Source organism: Methanoculleus sp. UBA291 (assembly GCF_002499755.1).
GTDB lineage: Archaea > Halobacteriota > Methanomicrobia > Methanomicrobiales > Methanoculleaceae > Methanoculleus > Methanoculleus palmolei.
The window spans coordinates 22,088-41,750 of sequence record NZ_DANC01000055.1 but is presented as its reverse complement, the minus strand read 5'-3'; the positions used below and the strand labels follow the sequence as shown (position 1 = coordinate 41,750).

Annotated in this window: 14 protein-coding genes and 1 tRNA gene; 8 read left to right on the top strand and 7 right to left on the bottom strand. The window is 61.6% G+C overall.

Features of this window, described 5'->3' with window-relative positions; genetic code table 11:
- From BP737_RS13345 to BP737_RS13325, 5 genes are all read right to left on the bottom strand, one after another.
- The coding region (locus BP737_RS13345; RefSeq protein ID WP_292407235.1) for a PRC-barrel domain-containing protein at window positions 1–665 on the bottom strand (665 nt) is incomplete at its 3' end.
- A gap of 151 nt (window positions 666–816) precedes the next feature.
- Window positions 817–2,130, bottom strand: coding sequence for a methyl-coenzyme M reductase glutamine C-methyltransferase (locus tag BP737_RS13340; RefSeq protein ID WP_292407239.1), 1,314 nt, complete (start codon window positions 2,128–2,130; stop codon window positions 817–819).
- A gap of 56 nt (window positions 2,131–2,186) precedes the next feature.
- A complete protein-coding gene (locus BP737_RS13335) occupies window positions 2,187–2,864 on the bottom strand; it encodes a hypothetical protein (RefSeq protein WP_292407242.1) in 678 nt (225 codons plus the stop codon).
- An 87-nt stretch (window positions 2,865–2,951) separates the two neighbouring features.
- Window positions 2,952–4,034: an ABC transporter permease gene (locus tag BP737_RS13330; RefSeq protein ID WP_292407244.1), complete on the bottom strand. Its 1,083-nt coding sequence runs from the start codon at window positions 4,032–4,034 to the stop codon at window positions 2,952–2,954.
- On the bottom strand, window positions 4,031–5,836 hold the full coding sequence (locus BP737_RS13325; RefSeq protein WP_292407247.1) for a PrsW family intramembrane metalloprotease: 1,806 nt from the start codon (window positions 5,834–5,836) through the stop codon (window positions 4,031–4,033). The genes BP737_RS13330 and BP737_RS13325 overlap by 4 nt, the downstream gene beginning before the upstream one ends.
- 81 nt (window positions 5,837–5,917) lie before the next feature.
- Here BP737_RS13325 and BP737_RS13320 point away from each other — a divergent pair, with 81 nt between their 5' ends.
- Together BP737_RS13320 and BP737_RS13315 are read left to right on the top strand one after the other, a co-directional pair.
- A complete protein-coding gene (locus tag BP737_RS13320) occupies window positions 5,918–6,805 on the top strand; it encodes an ABC transporter ATP-binding protein (RefSeq protein WP_292407250.1) in 888 nt (295 codons plus the stop codon).
- Between the two features lie 399 nt (window positions 6,806–7,204).
- Entirely contained in the window at window positions 7,205–7,939 is a 735-nt protein-coding gene (locus tag BP737_RS13315) for a PAS domain-containing protein (protein ID WP_292407253.1), read from the top strand.
- A gap of 32 nt (window positions 7,940–7,971) precedes the next feature.
- Here BP737_RS13315 and BP737_RS13310 read toward each other — a convergent pair whose 3' ends face one another.
- Window positions 7,972–11,088, bottom strand: a complete 3,117-nt coding sequence (locus tag BP737_RS13310; protein WP_342686260.1) for a PAS domain-containing protein — start codon at window positions 11,086–11,088, stop codon at window positions 7,972–7,974.
- A gap of 322 nt (window positions 11,089–11,410) precedes the next feature.
- On the opposite strand from BP737_RS13310, the gene BP737_RS13305 reads away from it, so the two are divergent.
- On the top strand, window positions 11,411–13,249 hold the full coding sequence (locus tag BP737_RS13305) for a methyl-accepting chemotaxis protein (RefSeq protein ID WP_292407259.1): 1,839 nt from the start codon (window positions 11,411–11,413) through the stop codon (window positions 13,247–13,249).
- Window positions 13,250–13,259: 10 nt separating this feature from the next.
- Window positions 13,260–13,751 carry a chemotaxis protein CheW gene (locus tag BP737_RS13300; protein WP_292407262.1) on the top strand — a complete coding sequence of 164 codons (492 nt, stop codon included), beginning with the start codon at window positions 13,260–13,262 and terminating at the stop codon, window positions 13,749–13,751.
- Window positions 13,752–14,100: 349 nt separating this feature from the next.
- Here the strand turns inward: BP737_RS13300 and BP737_RS13295 are convergent.
- Window positions 14,101–14,174 (bottom strand) — tRNA-Lys (locus BP737_RS13295).
- A 113-nt stretch (window positions 14,175–14,287) separates the two neighbouring features.
- Between BP737_RS13295 and BP737_RS13290 the strand changes: the two genes are divergently transcribed.
- From BP737_RS13290 to BP737_RS13275, 4 genes are all read left to right on the top strand, one after another.
- Window positions 14,288–15,748, top strand: a complete 1,461-nt coding sequence (locus BP737_RS13290) for a DHH family phosphoesterase (RefSeq protein ID WP_292407264.1) — start codon at window positions 14,288–14,290, stop codon at window positions 15,746–15,748.
- Complete coding sequence (locus BP737_RS13285; RefSeq protein WP_292407268.1) at window positions 15,745–16,368, top strand: 6-hydroxymethylpterin diphosphokinase MptE-like protein; 624 nt, start codon at window positions 15,745–15,747, stop codon at window positions 16,366–16,368. The genes BP737_RS13290 and BP737_RS13285 overlap by 4 nt, the downstream gene beginning before the upstream one ends.
- Window positions 16,358–18,001, top strand: a complete 1,644-nt coding sequence (locus tag BP737_RS13280; protein ID WP_292407271.1) for a radical SAM protein — start codon at window positions 16,358–16,360, stop codon at window positions 17,999–18,001. Before BP737_RS13285 ends, BP737_RS13280 begins: the two co-directional genes overlap by 11 nt.
- 1,181 nt (window positions 18,002–19,182) lie before the next feature.
- A complete protein-coding gene (locus tag BP737_RS13275; protein WP_292407274.1) occupies window positions 19,183–19,605 on the top strand; it encodes a DUF4367 domain-containing protein in 423 nt (140 codons plus the stop codon).
- Window positions 19,606–19,663: the final 58 nt, after the last annotated feature.

The window sequence follows — 19,663 nt, the reverse complement described above, 5'->3', positions numbered from 1 at the left end:
AGGTATGTCTGCAGGTCTGCGGCGGAGAGGTGCGCGAGAGACGGCTTCCCGGTCGCTGTAACCGGGCGTTCTGCTCCCGCTCTCTCCCTGGTCCCCATCGTGGGTTCGGGCGTCGGAGCGTGCGCCTCCCTCTCCGCCGGATATTCCCTCCCGGCCTCTTCAGCCGGATGCGCCTTCTGCTGCCCTCCCCAGCCGGCTGCAACCGTCTGAACGGCGGGCTGCGGGATATCTCTCTCCTCTTCTCGGCGCATCGATTTCGCTGCGGTCGCCGCTGTCGCTGCCGTCGCTGCCGCCGCCGGGACTGTCCGGACCAGACTCCAGTCTCCTTCCCGGGGAATTCTGTCCCTGATATATCCGGAATTACTCTCAAATGTCTGTTTATCCGCATCGATGACGGCGATCCCCTCTTCAGGCCGGATGCGAATCGCTTCCCAGGGAATGGCGAAATGTTTCTCGCCGAATCCGAGGATTCCGCCGTACGAGAGCACCGCATACGCGATGCACCCGGTATCGCGGTCGATCGCGATGTCTCCGACCTCACCGAGGTTTTCTCCTTCCGGGTTCTGTGCTTTGAGATCCCTGATGTCGTCTGTGCGCATCAGGTTCATTGCCCCTTCCGTTCTCGGTCGGGTTTCCAGCACCGACCCTGCCTGTCTCTCAACCATCCTTCTGCACCTCCAGTGTGTTCCCGCCTTGGCGAAGGGGATACCCCCTCAAGGCATGGGGGGTAGAGGATCGAAGATACTTAAGAGTTTCCCGAATAGGACGGGATCGGAATATTGCAACGTAGCGGGGGAGGGGTTGCCGTCCCGGACTTTACGTCCGGTCCCGGGCGTAGCGGAGAATGAGTTCGGTCGCCGCCCTGATATCCTGCCCCTGCTTCCTTGCCTCGGCGAGGTACGCGGCGTAGACTTCTTCGGTCACGAGCCGGATCTGCGGGCGGTACATATCGGCATGCATCATCAGGTCAAAGCACCGGGCCTCGCTCTCCGTGAGGTTCAACGCCCGGTACTCCCCGGTATGGGGAATAAAAGACGGGTTCTTCTCCCGTGGCGTCCTTGCCGCGAGGGCGGCAAGCGGTGTCCCGGGAATGGGTTCGGCGCTGCTTATGAAGACGTCGTCGAGAGAGAGACGGGCGATCAGGTCTTTTGTCGCCTCGTAGTCCCGCTCCGTCTCTCCGGGGTAACCGACGATGAAACTTCCCGCAACCCTGAGGTTGTGCTCCCGGCACCGCTCCACCGCTTCCTCGACCTGCCGCACGGTCGCACCCTTGCCCATCATCCGGAGCACCCGGTCGCTCCCCGACTCGATCCCGAAGAAGACCCACCCGATGGTATACCGCCGGATGGCGTCCAGGACCTCATCGGTGATGCAGTCGACGCGGATGTCGGGAGAAGAGACGTTCCGCGGCCCCATCACCCCGGCCATCCCGCGAAGGAGGCCGATGAAGGCTTCCGGGTTCATCTCCCCGTTGTGAGAGCCGTAGAGCGATCCGGTCCCCCCGGAGACCGAGAGCCGTGTGGCGCCGTGCGCCGCAAAAGCCTTCACCTCCTCGACGATGCTTGCAAGCGGCCGGCTCCGGACCGCTCTCCCGAAGAACCGGGGCACCTGGCAGAAGGTGCATCCCCCGATGCACCCCCGGTGGGTCTCGATGTAGGCGCTCGCGCCCCGGATGCTCTGGCTCCCGATGTCTTCCGGGATCAGGGGGAGCGGCCGGTCGATCGGCGCTGGCGGTGCGGGCGGCGTCACGACCACCCGGTCGCCGTCGAGGTAGGCGATCCCGGGGAGGATAGTCGAGACTCCCTCGGTGACGAGGCGGACCACCGTCTCCTCCCCTTCGCCGACGACCACCGCGTCGGGGCCGAGCTCCCCGAGCACCATTTCCGGTGCGGCCGATACCGGCCCCCCGACGTAGACCGCCCCCCCCTGCTCGCGGTGGGTCCGGACCAGATCCCGGATAGCGGGATCGAGGAGGTGCTGGGTCGAGAAGAGGCTCATGAGCAGGATTGGAGTGGCCGGAGCGGCGGGCGTTCGGGTGAGGGTCACCCGGTGGCCCGCGTCGCGGAGGACGCCGCCGATCAGCATGGCGCCGTAGGTATAGATACCGGGGGAGAGTATCGTGATATCCATTGCTTACTGTATCGGCGGAACAGTATACAAATGGTGGGGGTCCCCCGGTTGCCCGGTCAGAGCGGCGTCGGCTGCTTGAACCGCCGGGCCTCGGCGACGGTGTGGGCGTTCCGATCCGATGCGGTCGACAGCTGCACCTGGAACCGCATGATGTCGGCTATGACGGGCTCCGGGTTCCGTAGCAGGACCTCTTTTGCCACGGCGCGGGCTTCCCGGAGCCTCCCCGACCTGCGGAGCAGGTCCGTGAGGAGCGCCTCGTCCGCCCCCTCCTGATGGGCCAGGCGTTCGCCCCGCTCCCACGCCCGCTGCAGGAGGTCGGCGGCACGTCTCCGGCAGATCCGGGCGGGCACGTCTTCCCCTTCGTCGTCGCAGGTCCAGGCCGCGTGGAGGGATGCCCACGCAGCCCGAGCGGGGGCGCCGAGTTCTTCCTGGATGATCGACCAGCAGAGGAAGGTGTTTGCAATCTCCGGGAATCTCCGGGAGTCGAGCTGCACCCGGTAACGCGGGAGTTTCACCACGTCGGCCGCACCCTCCGGGGCTTTGCCCGGGTCCGGGGCGCAGTAGCCGCAGGAAGGGCACCGCTTCACCCATGCATAGATGGTGGACCGGAGGGGTTCGGCGGGGCGGGTGTCGAGGTCCCGCGACCCGACGTTCGCGGCGGCTTCGGGGATGGTGAACCGGCAGGTCTCCCCGCAGACTGCACAGGTCGTATTGAGGTAACGGAGGTGGGTCATCGATAGCCTAAATTACATAATATCCAGTATATACTTTGTCATGGATGAAAATCCGCGGGATGACGGGTACATCCCGACCCCCTCCCCTCACCGGATTTCCGGGGCCCCTTCTCCGATGCGCCGGGCGTAGACCGTCGCGATCCATCCGAGGAGAACCGTTCCGCCTGCGGCCAGTGCCAGAACAAGCCAGTGGACCGGGCCGGCGGTGTCCACCGCGAGCCGGACCATAAGGTTTAAGGGATTGCGGGGGACGGCCATGACAACGAGAAGGACCACGACGAGTGCCGTCGAGAAGATGAACTGGGCGCTGGTCCGCTCGCGGTAGTGAAGTGCCACGAGGGCTGCAAGGAGGATGAGGAAGAACCCGACTGTCGATGCGTGGAGGAGGATTGCGACGGCGTTATTGACCGCGATGCCGTTTAACCCGAGGAGGAAGAGCCACGCCCCGGCCTGGACCGGGACCAGGACAGCACAGGCGGCGATCTTTCCCCAGATCATCTCCGTGAACGTGACCGGCGTCGACATGAGCGTCTCGAGGGTCCGGCGCTGGTACTCCTCGGTGATGAGGTCGATGATCAGGGCCGCCGATATGATCGCCGGGAGGAGAACGAGCAGAGGGATGAGGAGACCGTAGACAAACTCAAAGAAGTTCTCGTCGTTTCCCGATTCGGGGAAGTTCAGCCCGACGGGAAAGGAAGTCATCCGGTCGGCCCGGACTTCCCGGAGTTCCTTCTCGTAGTCCTGGAGGACCTCTTTTACTTTGACGTTGATGATGCTCGACTGCAGGTCGTTTCGGACGAGGTAGAGCGTGATCTTAACCGGTTCTTCTGCGTCCGGCGGCGTATCCGGGACATAGACCACTGCCGCCACCTCTCGCTCGCGGAGTGCTGAAAGCGCCCGGTCGAGGTCCATCCGGTGAAGGATGAGGTCGTCTCTCCTCTCAAACTCATCGATGAGCGGTGAGTCCGCCCCGGCGTAGCCGATGCCGTAGGTGGCCGTCGAGTAGCCTTCGAGCGCCTCCGGGTCGTACATGGTGGTGAGCCCCACCAGCAGAAACGAGGAGAACATAGCGATGAAGACCTGCAGGAGGACGGCAAAGACGATCGTCTTCTCCGCCGAGAGCCCGGCGAGTTCTTTCTTCGCGACAAGACCAATACGGTGCGCGTTCATCCGAGTGCCCCCGTGATGAAGTAGAGGTTATAGAGACTGTGCACAACGCTCGCCGCGACGAGCCCGGGCACGTAGGCGCGCCGCCCCCAGAGCAGGAGGAAGGTGCCGGTGATCAGCACCCCGGCGATGTGGAGGAGGAGCGGCATCCAGAGCACCTGGAGGGAGAGGAAGAGGATGCTCCCGAAGATCGACTCGGTGATCTGGGCGAGTGTGGCAAAGAGGAGGAGTTTTTCCCCGACAAGGAACCCGAAACCGATGGCTACGGCCCCGGCGAGCAGATTTTTTGCCGTGAGAAAACCCGGGCGTTCCCGCGCGATCGCATAGATTCCCAGGGATTTCGCGAACTCTTCGATGAACGCCGCAAAGACGATCAGGAGGATGAGGGAGATCGGCATCGGGATGTTGAAGAAGAGGACGAGCGTCATCATCTGGGCCATAAAGACGAACGGTATCGTGAAGACGGCAAGGAGGAAGAGCGAGACATAAGGGTGATCGCGGCCGATCATATCGGCAATGAAGTCAGTGAACCTCGATACGAGGGAATTTTCTGAAAACAGCCGCTCTTCCCGGAAATTTACGGTGCCGACGTAGAAGAGGATGGCGCTTGTAGCAAAGAAGAGCGCGGTCGAGTAGACATACTCCATGGCAGTAAACCCTTCGCCCTGGAGTTCAAGGATGACCAGGGTGAGGGGGGAGATGATGCTGATGACGTGGGTGTTTGCAAAGACCGTCGGGAAGAAGAGGTACGACGTCGCGAGGGTCGAGAAAAAGATGGAAATAAACGAGAGTTCCTTGAAGCTCCGGGCGGCCATCCCGATGATCAGGGCGCTTGCGAGGAAGAAAAGGACGACCGGGATGAGCGGGATGAGGATCGCGAGCGGCGCACCGACGAAGAGGGTGATGGCGGCCGCGATAAGGAGCATGACCGTGAAATAGGGAAGACCTTTTCCGATGATGATCGCAGACGGCCGGATGGGGGTGGAGAGGAGCGCCTCCCCGGCCCGCCCCACCCGCTCGTTCATCACGCTCATCATGAAGAACTGGGAGGTGAAGTAGAGGGGGAAGATGAAGACGAAGATGAGGACGATGGAGTCCAGGGGGAGCGGCGGGGAGAGTTCCGCCGGCGTCTGGAGCCGGTCTTCTCCTCCGCCTTCCGAGAAGATGCCGGTGTAGCGGGCGAGCGGGTTGTCGCTCTCCGTCCCGGTGAGTTGCTCCCGGAGATCGTCCTCGGAGACCGGCATGGCCGACGGAGGGAGAGTCGCCGCCTCGACCGGGCCGGAAGGGGCGGGGGGCACCCGGGAGTCCGGCGGGGTGCCGACCCGCTGCCCGCTCTGGGTCGTCTGAAAGTCGAGTTCGCTCTTCACGTACTCAAGGTCGATCCAGAGCGGGTAGGCAGCGAAGAGGTCTGGCTCTTTTGCAGCCACGTAAGAGACGTAAGCCTCGTAGTCGCGTTCGAGCGCCGTCAGAGCCGCCCGTCCCTTCTCCGTGTCGGCGGCATAGATTTCCCCGTCCAGGACGATCAGGTCGTACGCGAACCGGTTCTCCCGGAGGGCGGGGCCGGCGTCGAGATAAGCGGTAAAGCGGTTGTCCTGGGCGACGATCCGGGCGACGTCGGGGTCGTCGATGCCGATGCGATAGATGCCGTCCTGCATATGGACGCCGCTCTGGGCGGCAAACGCGGTCGCCAGGACGAGGAGGACGAGCAGCCCGGCCGCAAGCGGCAGGACATGTCTTCCCATGGTGGTCATCGACTGGCTTATCTCCCAGGTGGCGATCGTCCGGATGGAGGAAGCGAAACTCATGGTAATCCTTGAGGGCGTCGGAGAGAGTTCTACCTCTGTGCAGCAACCTATTAGTAGTCATCGGAACTATATGGAACTTCGATGATTGCCGCCCGCTCTCTTGTCAAACACTACGGCGACTTCCCGGCCCTCGACGGCGTTACCTTCGACCTCGACGACGCGCAGATCCTCGGGGTGATCGGGCATAACGGGGCCGGCAAGACGACGCTCTTGAAGATCATGGCCGGCCTCGTCGCACCGACGGCAGGAAGCCTCGTCATCGACGGGATCGATGTCGCGAGAAGACCGTTCGACCTGAAGCAGAACCTGGGTTACCTTCCCGAGGAGTCCCGGCTCTACGAGACGATGACCACGGATGCCTACTTAACGTTCTTCGGCGAGATCTACGGCCTTCCGAAGGCGGCCATCAGGACCCGGAGAGACGACCTCCTCGCTTCGCTCGCGCTTGAACCGGACGGAAAGAAGATCGGGGAACTCTCAAAGGGGATGAAGCGGAAGGTTGCCCTTGCGAGGTCGCTGATGCATGACCCCGGGCTGCTCATCTACGACGAGCCGACCTCCGGTCTCGACCCCATGACCTCCCGGTCGGTGCTCGACTACATCAAAGCCCTCCGCGACCGGGGAAAGACGGTGGTCTTCTCGGCCCATAACCTCTTCCAGGTGGAGGAGGCCTGCGACCTCGTGCTGATCCTGCGCCGGGGGAGGGTGGTGGCCGGAGGGACCATGCCCGAACTCCGGGAGACCTTCGGCTCGATCACCTACCGGGTCTTCTTCCGGATACCCGATCCGGCGGCTTTCACGGCATCGGCCGATTACACCGCTTCCGACGGCCGGTACTTCGCCGAAGCATGCTCCATCGAGGAGTTGAACCGGACGACCGCGACGCTCGCGGCAGACGGCGCGACGGTCGAGCGGATCGAGTCCCACTACCCGACACTTGAAGAGATGCTCTTAAAGATCGGGCGGTGACCCTGGCGTTTCAACCCGACCGGAGACGCATCCGACGATGATGAACTAACGGCAGAACACGGTCTCTGCCGGTGAGGTGCTGTTGTCGCGTCGATCTGCTGCCTCTCGGCCGGTCCTCCGGCACCCGCGATTGCCGGGTTATTTGCGGAGATGTTCCGGCGTGCCCGGTTCCGATCTAATACCGTTTTTTTATTCTGCGACCTGCCTTGGCGTAGTGTTCAGCACCTTTGCCTGGCAAATCTGACATTTAAAGCACTTTCCCGGGAATCTATCAGGACGACTGGTTAGTTGTTCGAGAAGAGTCGGGAGAGGGACGGGTCGGACAGGAGTACATCACGGCGGAAGCCGGACCTCCGGTGTTCGCCTGATGCCGGAGAGAACGGAGGTCGGGTACGTAACATGCGTCGTGAGCGATCTACGCTGGAAGATGATAAACCCTGGTACCGGGCAGTACTGCACACCCTGCCCGATGCGGCGCTGCTGGTTAAAGACGGCAGGTGTATCGATGCGAATGCCGCTGCCGCGGAGTTCTTCGGCGTCGGCGGGCGGGACGCGGTCTCCGGGCAGAACCTTTCCCGGTTCCTGCCGCCGGTACAGCCGGGTGGGGGAGAGACGATCGATGCCCGCATCCTGGATTCGATGCAGGGGGGGCCCCGGCAGTTTACCTGGCAGTGCAGACGGGCCGACGGCACGTCTTTTTGTGCGGAAGTCACCGTGGAGGCCGTTCGTGCCGAGGTTCCCGGTGTGACCCTGGTCCTGGTAAGGGACCCCCGCAGAGCGAATCGTCCGCCTCCCATAGCCCGGTCATCGTCTCCGATGATCCGGAAGAATTCCCTGTATGTCGTTCTCTGGAGTCCGGGACTGCGTATCCGGACCGTAAACAAAGCGTTCCTGCAGGCGACGGGCTTCGAGCGGAGAACCGTGGAGTCGATGCGTGCCCGTGACTTTGAGTCATTCGATCCGACCGCCTGGAAGATTGCGGATGTGATCCGGTCGAGGCAGACGGTCGTTGAAGAAGTCCATTTGGACTTCCCTGCGGGGGCCCGTACCATGCTTCGCTTCAGCGCTCCTATCATGGATGAAGAGGGGAGCGTTGTAGAGATACTGACTGTTTATCGGGACCACATCCCGTAGGGGAGAGTGTATGGCCCTGCCCCTTTCCAGTATCAGCACCGGCTGTTCTGCCACGTTCTGTGTTCCTGGACGTTGAGGGCGGGAATCCGCCGGAGTATTTCATGAGCCGTGCTCGCGAAGGTTTTCTCCTTTCTCAAAACCTCTTCGCCCAGCCTCTGTTCCGTTACGTCCCGGATCGACTCGATGGCCCCGACAACCTCTCCCTGGCCGTCGTAGAGCGGGACGGCCTTAAGCCACCATAATCGCGGCGTATCACCATGATTGGGCGACAGCATGGTCTCTGCGGTGATGCCGTTGCCCTCGGCATAGGTGATGGAGCGGTATCGGTTCCAGATCACCTGGTCCGGCTTTAACACTTTATTTATAAGCATGGGGACCCGCTGTCCGTAGAACGGGAGTGCATATTCATAGTTCCCTTTGCCGAGCATCTCTTCTGCGGGAATCCCGGTCAGGTCCTCCATTGCGAGGTTCCAGACGGTGACGACTTCCTTCTGATCGATTGCAAACATAGCGTCGGGCAGGTGCCGGGCGATGCGTGCCAGATGATCGTGTGACTCCCGGAGCGCCCCCTCGGCCAGAACACGGGTGGTGACGTCGCGTACCTGGACAAGGTATCCCTCCGGGAGCCCGCCTTCCTGCGACCTGAGCGGGCGGATGACACCTCCGATGTGAATGGACCCGGTTCGGGCCGTCGGGAGGAGACCCTGATTCGCGACCTGATCGAAGTCGAGGAGGCACTCAAACGGGGTCGCTGTGTTTCCGGATACCTGTACGTCATCGTTCCCGATCTTCCTGCAGACCTCCCGGAGACCGGTTCCCCGGATCTCATCCTCGCGGGAAATCCCGAATAGTTCGAGACAGGCCCGGTTGGCGTGAAGCAGCAACCCCTCGGGGTCGCAGACCGCAATCCCGATGGGGGAGTCCTCGTAGATGCTCCGGAACCACCCGGCGTTCTTACGCGAGGTCTCTTCGGCCCGCATCTGTGCGGTAATGTCGCGTGCGACGCCCATGACCTGTCGGCACGTCCCGTCCTGTGCCCTGACCGGGATGAACCGCGTATCGTACCAGGTTTCGCCGTCGGGCAATTGCAGCCGGTTTACGCTGGTTTTGATCGTGCCGGTGGCGACCGCCGATGCAATGCTCCGGCGATACTCCTCGCCCGGGTCGTCCGGAAAGAGATCCGGGAGTTCCTTTCCGATGACTTCCTCCGAAAGGCGATGCAACATGCGTACTCCGGGCGCGTTGACATGGAGTACATGTCCCTCCGGGTCGAGCAGGAAGACGACGTCCGGCAACGACTCCACAAGCGTCCTGTATCGGTTCTCGGTCTCCCTGTGCATCTCCTCGACCTCCCTTTGCCCGGTGATGTCGCTGAATACAACGACTATCTGAAACGGTTTCGCGTCTCCTGGTCTGAATCGAGGAATAGCGAGAGTATCGAGCCAATGATATCTCCTCTCCCGGGGGTTGAAGATGCCGAGCGTCTTTCTCTCCGGTATGCCGGTTGCCAGGGCCGTCGTATGCGGGAGCAGATCTTTTGTGCATTCAGAGTCGTCCTCGCAGAGAACCCGCCACCGGAGTTCACCGCAGGTTCTGCCCCGCATCTCCGAGAGCGAATACCCGAGTATCCGTTCGGTGACAGGATTGGCGTCGATTATCCTGTCGTCCGCCCCGAGATAGACGACGCCTTCGGCCAGTGCCTCAAGGAGGTTTCGATACCGTGATTCGGCCTTCTTCACGGCGTCTTCTGCTTTCTTTCTCTCCGTCACGTTACAAAGTTGCAGCACAAACCCGGATGACACGCCGTCTTCCCCGGATATCGGCGACGCCACTCCGTCCAGGCAGATCGTCTCCGGACTCTCTGTTTTCCTCATGCCTAGGTGCGGGTCTTCCTTCCCGGAATAGGGTACGGTGAACCTGACCGCTGCCCCACCTTTCAGGCGCTGCAGCATCTCCCGGGGCGTGTTCAGGATGGAGGCGACGTTTCGCCCTACCATCTCCTCGCGGTTTTTGACGCCGAAGATCGTAGCAAACGCTTGATTGACGTGAAGTACGGTGCTGTCTCTATTGCAGAACGCTATTCCGACCGGAGATTCCTCAAAGATTGCCCGAAACCACCCCTCGCTCTCCCTGAGTGCGGCCGTTCGGGTGCTCATCTGCTCTTCAAGGCTCTGCTGGCGCCAGCGCAGAGAGTCCTCGAGCATCCTGCATTCGTGGATCGAAAAGCAGAGGTACTGGTACTCGATCACTCTGCCGTCAGCGTCGCAGAGGGCCCGCCCCCTCCACCGGTACCACTGAACGCTTCCGTCCGGCACGATCATCTCGCAGTCGATCGTCGCGGTCGGGTTGCCCGGCGTGAGGCTTCGAACAAACTCCCTCCACGCCGCCCCGCCGCCCGCGATAAGGAGCGGTCGGAATACCCGCCCGATGATCTCTTCCCGGCTCTTTCCTGTCACCCGGCAGTAGGCATCGTTGGTCCATCTGACGCATCCGTCGGGGGAGACACGGACGATGCCTTCGATCTGGTCTTCCTGGAGTGCCTTTTCGCGAAGCGTCTTGAGGTGGCGTGCCTCCTCCGTGCCGCCTGTCTCCCGGAGTTCTTCTATTACAAGTGAGACCGCAGGTCGTCCGGACTCGAGCACGGTGGGGATCAGGAAGATGCGGCGGTTCGATCCTCCGGTACCCGGCAGGTGCCAGATGAAGGTTTCTTCTTCCCCCCGGAGTGCCCTCCTGAGCGAAAGAATGATATCGTCGGAGGGGTTCAGGCTGAAAAACAGGTCCTGGACCGGTTTACCGGTGAGAACTTCCGGCAACATTCCGATGAGTCCCGCGAGCGTGTCGGACACCTCCAGGATTTCCAGGTTGTGGTCAACGACGATGAGATTTTGTGAGCAAAAGCGGCGGACGGCAGCGACCGGGAGGCGCCGGGTCGGGTAGTAGATTTTGGCTACGCCGATCTGGCGCATGTCGATGGACCCCTGCCTCTGCAGTATATCGAGATATTTTGAGGCGGAGTTTCTGTTCATCGAGAGCAAAACCGCAAGATCGGTGATGCTCAACCCTTCCGGGTGTTCCTTTAAGGTGTCGAGCACCTTTGAGATGCTGTGGTCCGTGCGGGTGTTGACCATGTAGCAACGATCCTGGCGCACTGATAATTTATCGTACCCATTCATGAACATTTTATAACGCCGGGCGAATATGCACGGCATAAGATCTGTTTTAAGGGCAACATGAGGACCCACCTGTATTAGCGAGGTAAACACAGCGCTCCTACCCGTCTTCGTGCGGGATCTGAACCATCCTGGGGTGGGATGGAATGATCGCCACATACCGTAACCGGAATGCTCAGCCGCGACTCCCGTTAACCCCGGTTAGTTCACGTGACCCACGGCGGGGCTGGATCTGTTCGGCACCTGCTGGGCCCCCGGTGGAGTTCACAGGAGGTGCATGCATTCGCACACGAGGTTGACCATGATAACAGACGAACAAGCGGCACCTCCCTCCCTTGACCCGTTGGAGGGAAGTCGACAGCAGGCAGAGATCATCTTTCAGGAGTACCCGATGCCCACCGTCCTCTGGGACCGGGATCTGCACGTAACGGCGGTGAACAAAGCATTTCTGCAGGTTACCGGCTACAGCGGAACGAAAGGCGGGTCCATGGCGCTCAGGGACTTCAGCCGGTCGGGCGAGGAGGTGGTGGACGCCTTCAGGACGAGCCGGTCGTCGTCCCGGGAGGTGACGGTCACCCTTCCGAATGGCATTTTCACGTTCATCTGCTATAGCATCCCGCTCCCCGACGGGGCCGGCGGCGTTGAGAGCGTGATGACCGTCTACCAGAACATCACCGATCAAAAACTGGAGATGGAGCGACTCCAGGTGCTTCAACAGCAGTCGGACGCGATCGTTCAGGAGAACCCGATGCCGATCCTCCTCTGGAACCCGGACCTGACCATACGGGTGGTCAACAGGGCTTTCCAGGAGATGAGCGGTTTCTCCGAAGAGCAGGGCGCTCACCTCACCGTCCGGGACTTCAACTACATCAACCAGTCCGGGGAGGGCGTCGCGGACACGGTGAGGAGCCGCAAGGACAGCAGGGGCGAGGCCACCCTCGAGTTCCCGGCGGGTATCCGCATCGTCGAGCGCTATAATATTCCCCTTTTCGATAAGAAGGGAGATATCGTGAACGTGCTCACCGTCTACAACGACGTCACGGAAAAACGAACCCTTGAAGAGCAGCTCCATGAGAGTATCGGGGAGCTCGCGGAGAGCCTCAGCGCGATCGCCGCCGGCGATCTGACCCGACCGGCGCCAACCCATGCGAATGATCCGCTGGATGAGGTCAAGAAAGACCTGAACGAGGCGCTCAATAGTCTGAGAGACTTCCTCCAGCACACCCTCGAACAGACGGACGCCCTCGAACACGCCATCGAGGATGTCGGGAAGGGAGCCGACGAGATCGCCCGCGCATCCCAGCAGGTGGCGAACACCGCGCAATCAACCTCCGACGGCTCAAAAGAGCAACTTCTGCAGCTCGAACAGGTCACGCGGGAGGTCGGCGATCTCTCCGCCGCCATCGAGGAGATTGCCAGTACCGCCCAGGAGGCCCGGGACCTTTCCATGAATGTCGCAAAAGACGGAGAATCCGCCGTCGGACTCGGCAACGAGGCGAGTATGAAGATGCAGGCGGTGCAGCAGATCTCCGAGCGAGCCGTCGGGGAGATCACGAACTTGAATGCGAAGATGCAGGATATCAGCCACATCGTCAAGCTCATCACCGATATCGCCAATCAGACCAATCTTCTCGCGCTCAACGCCGCAATCGAGGCCGCCCGGGCCGGAGAGCACGGCCGCGGGTTTGCGGTCGTTGCAGGCGAGGTCCGGAACCTTGCCGGGGAGTCGAAGAACGCGACCCGTCAGATCGAGGAGGTGATCAGCGGCGTCACCACAAGCAGCGGAAAGACCGCCGAGGCGATGCGGGAGGCTCACACGGAGATCCTCGGCGGGATTCAGAGCGTGCAGAGGACCATCGACGCCCTGAATCAAATGGTCACCGATGTCAACGGTGCAGTCAGCGGCATCTCGGATATCTCCCGGGCAACGGAGAACCAGGCCGATGCGACGAACGCCGTCACGAAGAGCGTCGACGAGGTCTTCACCCTGATCCGCGAGAGCGAGAAAGGCATGGAGAACCTCGCGGCGCTTGCCGAAGAGTCGTCCGCCTCGACCGAGGAGGTTGCCAGCGCCTCAAACGAGATCCGGCAGATGGCCCAGCACCTCCGCGGGAGAGTCGCGGCGTTCAGGTTCCAGTGAGGCCGGGAGCATGACCGACGTCGTCGAGTTCGAGCTGGGGCAGGAACTGTATGCGATGGATATCCGGTTTGCCCGGGAGATCGTGGAGATGATGCCCATCGCTCGCATCCCCCGGGCGCCGGACTATATCGCCGGCATCATGAATCTCCGGGGAGAGATCACCACCGTCATCGACCTGAAACAGTTGATCCGGATCCCGGGAACATCGGGAAACAACCCGAAGATCATCGTCCTTGTTGCCGAGGCTACCGGGGGGTCGAACCTCGGCATCATCGTGGACGATGTGTACAGCGTCATCCAGGTGGCCGAGAGCGATATAGAGATGGTGGATGAAGGGCTCTCCTCCGGGGTCCACACCTTCGTTAAGGGGATCATCAAATTTACAAAAGATGAGGATGACCGGAAGCAGGCCGATGAGAGGGGTCGACAGGGGACCGGGCTCATTCTCTGGATCGATATCAAGAAGATCCTCGACGATCTCGTCAAGAGTGGTCAGGTATAACTCTCCGGCGGAACGCGGCATATCCTCAAAAATTCTCTTTTTCCGATCCCGCCGTCCCCCCCGCACCCCCTGTTACGGGACGGGGCTCCAGGGTCCCGGCCTCTCTCCCCTGCACAAGGTCTCTCCCGAATTTGCCGTCGGAGCAGGATATATATAACAGCGGCATACATGTGCCTCCTTGCGTCCCGTTATCATTATAGCAACCGGCATCCTGTGAGATATCATGGTGCAGGTGAGGCCCGGCGGGGCGACCGGGCGCCCCGCCGTGACCTCAAGGCGGTCCCGGTAATCGCAGGGAAGATCATCACCTGCGTAGGAGGAAAATGATGCTGAAGAATTGAATATTCGACGGGCCTGAAGGGATTTGAACCCTTGGCCTACGGATTAAGAGTCCGTCGCTCTGCCGAACTAAGCTACAGGCCCACGCATCTGACCTAATAGTATGGCACGGGAAAAGGTATAAATCTTGTGGAACTCTCCCGAAAATCGCCGAAATGGAATCCCTTAATAAGATGAGAAGTTACACCATTGTACGCATGCCTGAGGCAGTCCAGAGCGTTTCAAAAGAACGTATTAAATACATTATTCTTGGCTGCGGGAGCACCGGCTATAATGTTGCCGAGGAACTCGCGCAGGAGAATGAGGATCTCATCATCGTCGATAAGGACGAAAAGCGGGTGGAGGATCTTCGGGATCAGAAATACGAAGCGATTGTGCGCGATCTCCAGGACCCGAACCTGATGGACGGGTTGCCCGTACCGGAGATCGCGTTTATCCTCACCAACGACCGGGAGGCAAACCTGGCGGCGCTCAAGACTGTCAAGAACCGGTATCCGGCGACCTATGTCATCGCACGCGCCGCCGACCCGGTCAGCGTCGATCTCCTCCAGCAGGAGGGCGCCGATATCGTTCTCTATCCGCAGGAAGTGGTGGCCCGGACGGCCATTCATCATATCCGGAAACTTCACTCCTCAAGGCTCGCCCTGCGGCTCTACGACATGCTTGCCGGCTGGGAGGGGACGCTCTGCATCGTCACTCACTTAAACCCCGACCCCGACTCGATATCGAGCGCCATGGCGCTCTCGATGATCGCGCGGCACGCAAGCCACAACAAACTTCTGTGCCGTATCGTTTACGAAGGCGATATCGGGCACCAGGAGAACCGGGCGTTCATCAACCTCCTGGACATCAAGATGGAACGGCTCACTCCCCAGATGCTCGAAGAGTGCAACTACATCGCTCTGGTCGACTCATCCGCACCCGGCGTGAACAACGAACTCCCCAAATCCACCCGGGTCAACATCATCATCGACCACCACAAGAACGGCGACCAGTCTTCCACGGTTGCCGACTTCATCGACATCCGGCCGGGGGTCGGCGCCACCGCGAGCATCCTGACCCAGTACCTGATGGAACTTGATATCCCGGTGAGCAAACCGGTCGCCACCGCGCTCCTCTACGGCATCAGGGCCGATACAAGGGACTTCAAGAGAAACGTCACTCCTCAGGACCTTAACTACGCGGCGTTTCTCCTTCCCCTGACCGACTCGGAGCTCCTCGACAAGATAACCTCCCCATCTTTATCGCAGGAGACCGTGGAGATCATCGGGAACGCCATTCGGAACCGGCGGATCAAGAGCGGGTACCTCTTCTCCGGCGTCGGCTACATCCGGAACCGCGACGCCCTCCCGCAGGCGGCCGACATGCTGATCCACCTTGAAGGCGTAAATACCGCACTGGTCTACGGCATCAGCGATCAGAACATCGTCATCTCCGCCCGGAACAAGGATATCAGGCTTCATCTCGGCAACGTGATGGCCGAGGCTTTTGGCCCTATCGGCGAAGCGGGCGGGCACGCTACGATGGCCGCCGCCCTGATACCGCTCAATTACTTCTCGATGGTGAAGGAGAAAGAGGGCCTGCTCGCCCTGATCATCGATCCTATTCTCAAACGGTTCTCAAGTATCGTCGGCCTGGATAATGAGGACGAACAATGAGGTTTGCGGACTGGGAACCTCACTACACTGCAATTCTTGAGTATTTCGGGTTTGAGCGCGAGGCGGACGAGGCGGCCGCCCGGTTGCTTGCGGATCTTGCCTTCGGCCGGGACGATGTCGGGCTGCTTGAAGCCCTCATCCGCGATAAAACGGTCACGGTCTGCGGGAACGCCCCCTCCCTTCCGGAGGAACTCGACCGGGTGGAGGGAACGGTGCTCGCCGCCGACGCCGCCGCCGAAGTGCTTGTGGACCACGGGGTCCGGCCCGACGCGGTCTTCACCGACCTTGACGGAGCGACCGATGTCTTCGTCGACCTCTCCCGGCAGGGGACGGTGATGGTCGTGCACGCCCACGGCGACAACATCCCGCTCCTCCGCCACTGGGTGCCTCTCCTCCCGGGCCCGCTCGTTGCCACCACCCAGGCGGCCCCCCTTTCGCACGTCCACAACTTCGGCGGGTTCACCGACGGCGACCGGGCGGTCTTTGCCGCCGATGAACTCGGTGCGGCGCGGGTCCGGATCGTCGGGTTCGACCTCTCCGACCGGGACGTCGACCCCGTCAAGCGGGGCAAACTCTTCTGGGCGCGAGAGCTTCTCCACCTGATCGGGTATGACCTCTAACGCTCTCATCGTCGACGGCTACGTCGACGAACCCGCGTGTCTCGGCGTCTCCCCTTACATCTCGCCCTACGTCCGGGAGGTCGCGGGCGTCCTCTCCGAGCACGGCTACGCCGCCCGTTACGTCACCATCGACCAGGTCCGGGCCGACCCGGCTCTCATCGCCGGCCCCGGTCGCGGCGACCTTGTGGTGATGATCGCGGGGATGACCGTGCCCGGCGCCTATATCGGGGGGAAGCCGGCGACCCTGACGGAGGTCCAGCAACTCGGGACCCTCCTTCGGGGACCGACCACCGCCGTCGGCGGGCCGATAACCTTCGGCTATGCTCCGGAAGGCGGAAGGAAGGCGGTTCGGCAGGCAATCGCCGGGTTCGACGTCACGCTCTCGGGGTCTCCCGCGGTCGCGCTCGATGCCTGGCTCTCGGGCGGGGAGCCCGTCGGCCGCACCGACTACTCCCGGACGGACCCCTGGTCCGTAGCAGGCGCCGGGATTGTTGCCCGGCACCCGGCGTTCCCCTACGTGATGTGCGAGCTCGAGACCGCGACCGGGTGCTCCCGTGCGACGGTCGGGGGATGCTCCTTCTGCACCGAACCCTTCTACGGCCTCCCGTGTTACCGCAGCATCGAGGGGATCGCGGATGAGGTGGCGGCGCTCCACGCGGCAGGCGCCCGCCACTTCAGGCTCGGCCGGCAGCCGGACCTTCTTGCCTACCGGAGTCCCGGCGGGGAGTTCCCGGTCCCGCGCCCGGAGGTGCTTGAAGACCTCTTCTCAGCCGTCCGGGCAGGTGCTCCCGACCTTGCAACCCTGCACATCGACAACATCAACCCGGGCACCATCGCCCGGCATGAGGACGCGGCGCGGGCGGCGCTTGCGGCCATCGTGGCCGGCCACACCCCCGGCGACACCGCCGCCTTCGGCATGGAGACCGCCGATCCGGCGGTGGTGGCGGCGAACAACCTCAAAGCCATGCCGGACGATGTCTTCCGGGCGATCGAGGTGGTGAACGACGTCGGGGGGAGGCGGACCCGCGGCGTCCCTGAACTCCTGCCGGGTTTGAACTTCATCGTCGGCCTCGCGGGAGAGACGCCGGCGACGTTCGACGCAAACGAGGCGTTCCTCCGGCGGGCGCTCGACGCCGGGCTTCTGGTCCGGCGGGTCAATATCCGGCAACTGATGCCGTTTGAGGGGACGGCGGCCTACACGAAGAATACCCTCGGGGAGCACGATGCCCGGTTCCGGGCCTTCAAGGAGTGGACCCGGCGAGAATTCGACGAGCCGATGCTCCGCCGGGTCTTCCCCGTCGGTACCGTCCTTTCCGACGTCGTCGTCGAGATCCCCGGAAAGCCGTCGTTCGGGCGGCAGATGGGTTCATACCCTATTCTCGTCGGAATCCCTCTTGAACTCCCGGCGAGGACCGTGCTCGACGCCGTGGTGGTGGACTGGGGGATGCGGTCGGTGACGGCCCTCCCCTGCCCGGTGGAGGTCAACACCCTCCCGATAACGGCGCTCCGGTGGCTTCCGGGCGTCGGCCGGAAGCGGGCCGCAACAATCGCCGCCCGCCGGCCGTTCCGGGACCTTGCGGAGTTCCGGAAGGTCGCAGGGGAGACGGGAATCGAGGGTGTGATGAGGTTTTAGGGAGGCGCGCGGGGGAGTGAGGTGGTCGATTATCAAACGAGGTTGTCCCACAACGATCTCCGAACCAATGGTGCCCACACATCAGAGCATTAAGACGACCTCCGACTCAGTACTTCGCTAATACGCATGGAACGCTTCCCCCTGGACAATTGTAACCGACGGTCTAATATTCCCCACCCGTTCCCCCCGTTGAGCCTGGTGAACCCTTGCAGTCCCCGGGTCCCAATAGACAGACGGATAACAGACGTTGATGACGACGCCTCCGGGCTCGGTGAGGACGACGGACGGAAAGCGATGTTCCGTAAGGAACGGAGCTCGAGAAAACGCGAAGCGTTTTCAAACGTCCGGAGTCAGAGCACCGCAGGTGCGAAGGATGCTGGTCCATCCCCACCGAGACCTATCGCAATGTTGGGAGAGGGGGCCGGGGGGAGAGGGTGCAACCCTCTTCCCCTGAGATGTCGGCACACACGATCTCTGTGCATCCGAGCGTCGCCGTCTGAGTGTAGGCAACCCGTGTCGTGACAGGGTCAGGGGCGGGAGACCCGGGTCGCACCTGCGGTGCTCCAACGCCGGCCCTGACGGCCCGGCGTTCCCTAAAACCCCACCCCTTGTAATGAATGGGTCAGGCGTGGGACCCTAGCCGGACCCACGCCTGACCAGGGCGACGATGTCCCCCTCCCGGTCGCAGTATTCTGGGACAATCTCCGCATTACGTCGAAATTATAGTAATTCGTGGGTTTTTTAGAAAAATTGGGATTTCCGATTTTTCTTTTTGTTGATGCTTCTTCAAGCTCGCCTTCGGTAACCCTGGTTGAAGCATGTACACGCGGGGGTGGGAGTATTCCCTCCCCTCAAACGTAGCGCTTTGGGATGACCTCAAGGTTTGAAGATCGTTTTGGGACAACCTCAAGTACCTGGTACAGACCTGCAGATGTATTCTCGTACCCCAATCAACGGTATGGTTCTTATGCGAGCCCATCGTACTCAAATTTGCGAAGGGAACATCATATGAAGCCCTGTCATATCGTCCTTCTGCTCATCCTCCTTACCGCAGGGTGTGTTTAACCGGGGACCGTTGATCTCGTAACGGTTACACCGCCGCCCACTGTAGACACCCTGACCGAACTCCCCTCCGATAACGTACCGTCACTCCGGGAATCCTTCTTCTTCAGGTTCGAGGGATGGGAGGAACCCGCCGAATACACGAGTTTCCCCCCGCCTACGTATCTTCCCGGGAGTATACCCTCTACGGCCTCCAGATAGTTACCGTCTGGAACGAGACGGAGCCTTACGATCGCCGCACAACGATCGGCGAGACCCTGCGCTACGTGCGTGACGGTACACTGCAGAATGGGTGGACGTGGACCCCCGAGACGGTTCTCCTCGAAGTCTCCTGGAGCAAGTATGGGTACAACCCCTATGCAGACGATCAGACCGTTACCACAGAACCGAAAGTCGTTGAGATCAACGAATATGCAGGGCAGATCTACGAGACCGAACAGGAACGGCTGATCGTCTGGGCAGCCGGAGATGCCACGTATCAGGTACGTGGGCCGCTCGAACGCGATGAGCTGATCCGGGTGGCGCGGTCGATCGCCTGTTGATCGGCAGACACCATATGCCCGGGACCGAACTTCACCAGGATAGGATGGCCTACCCCGC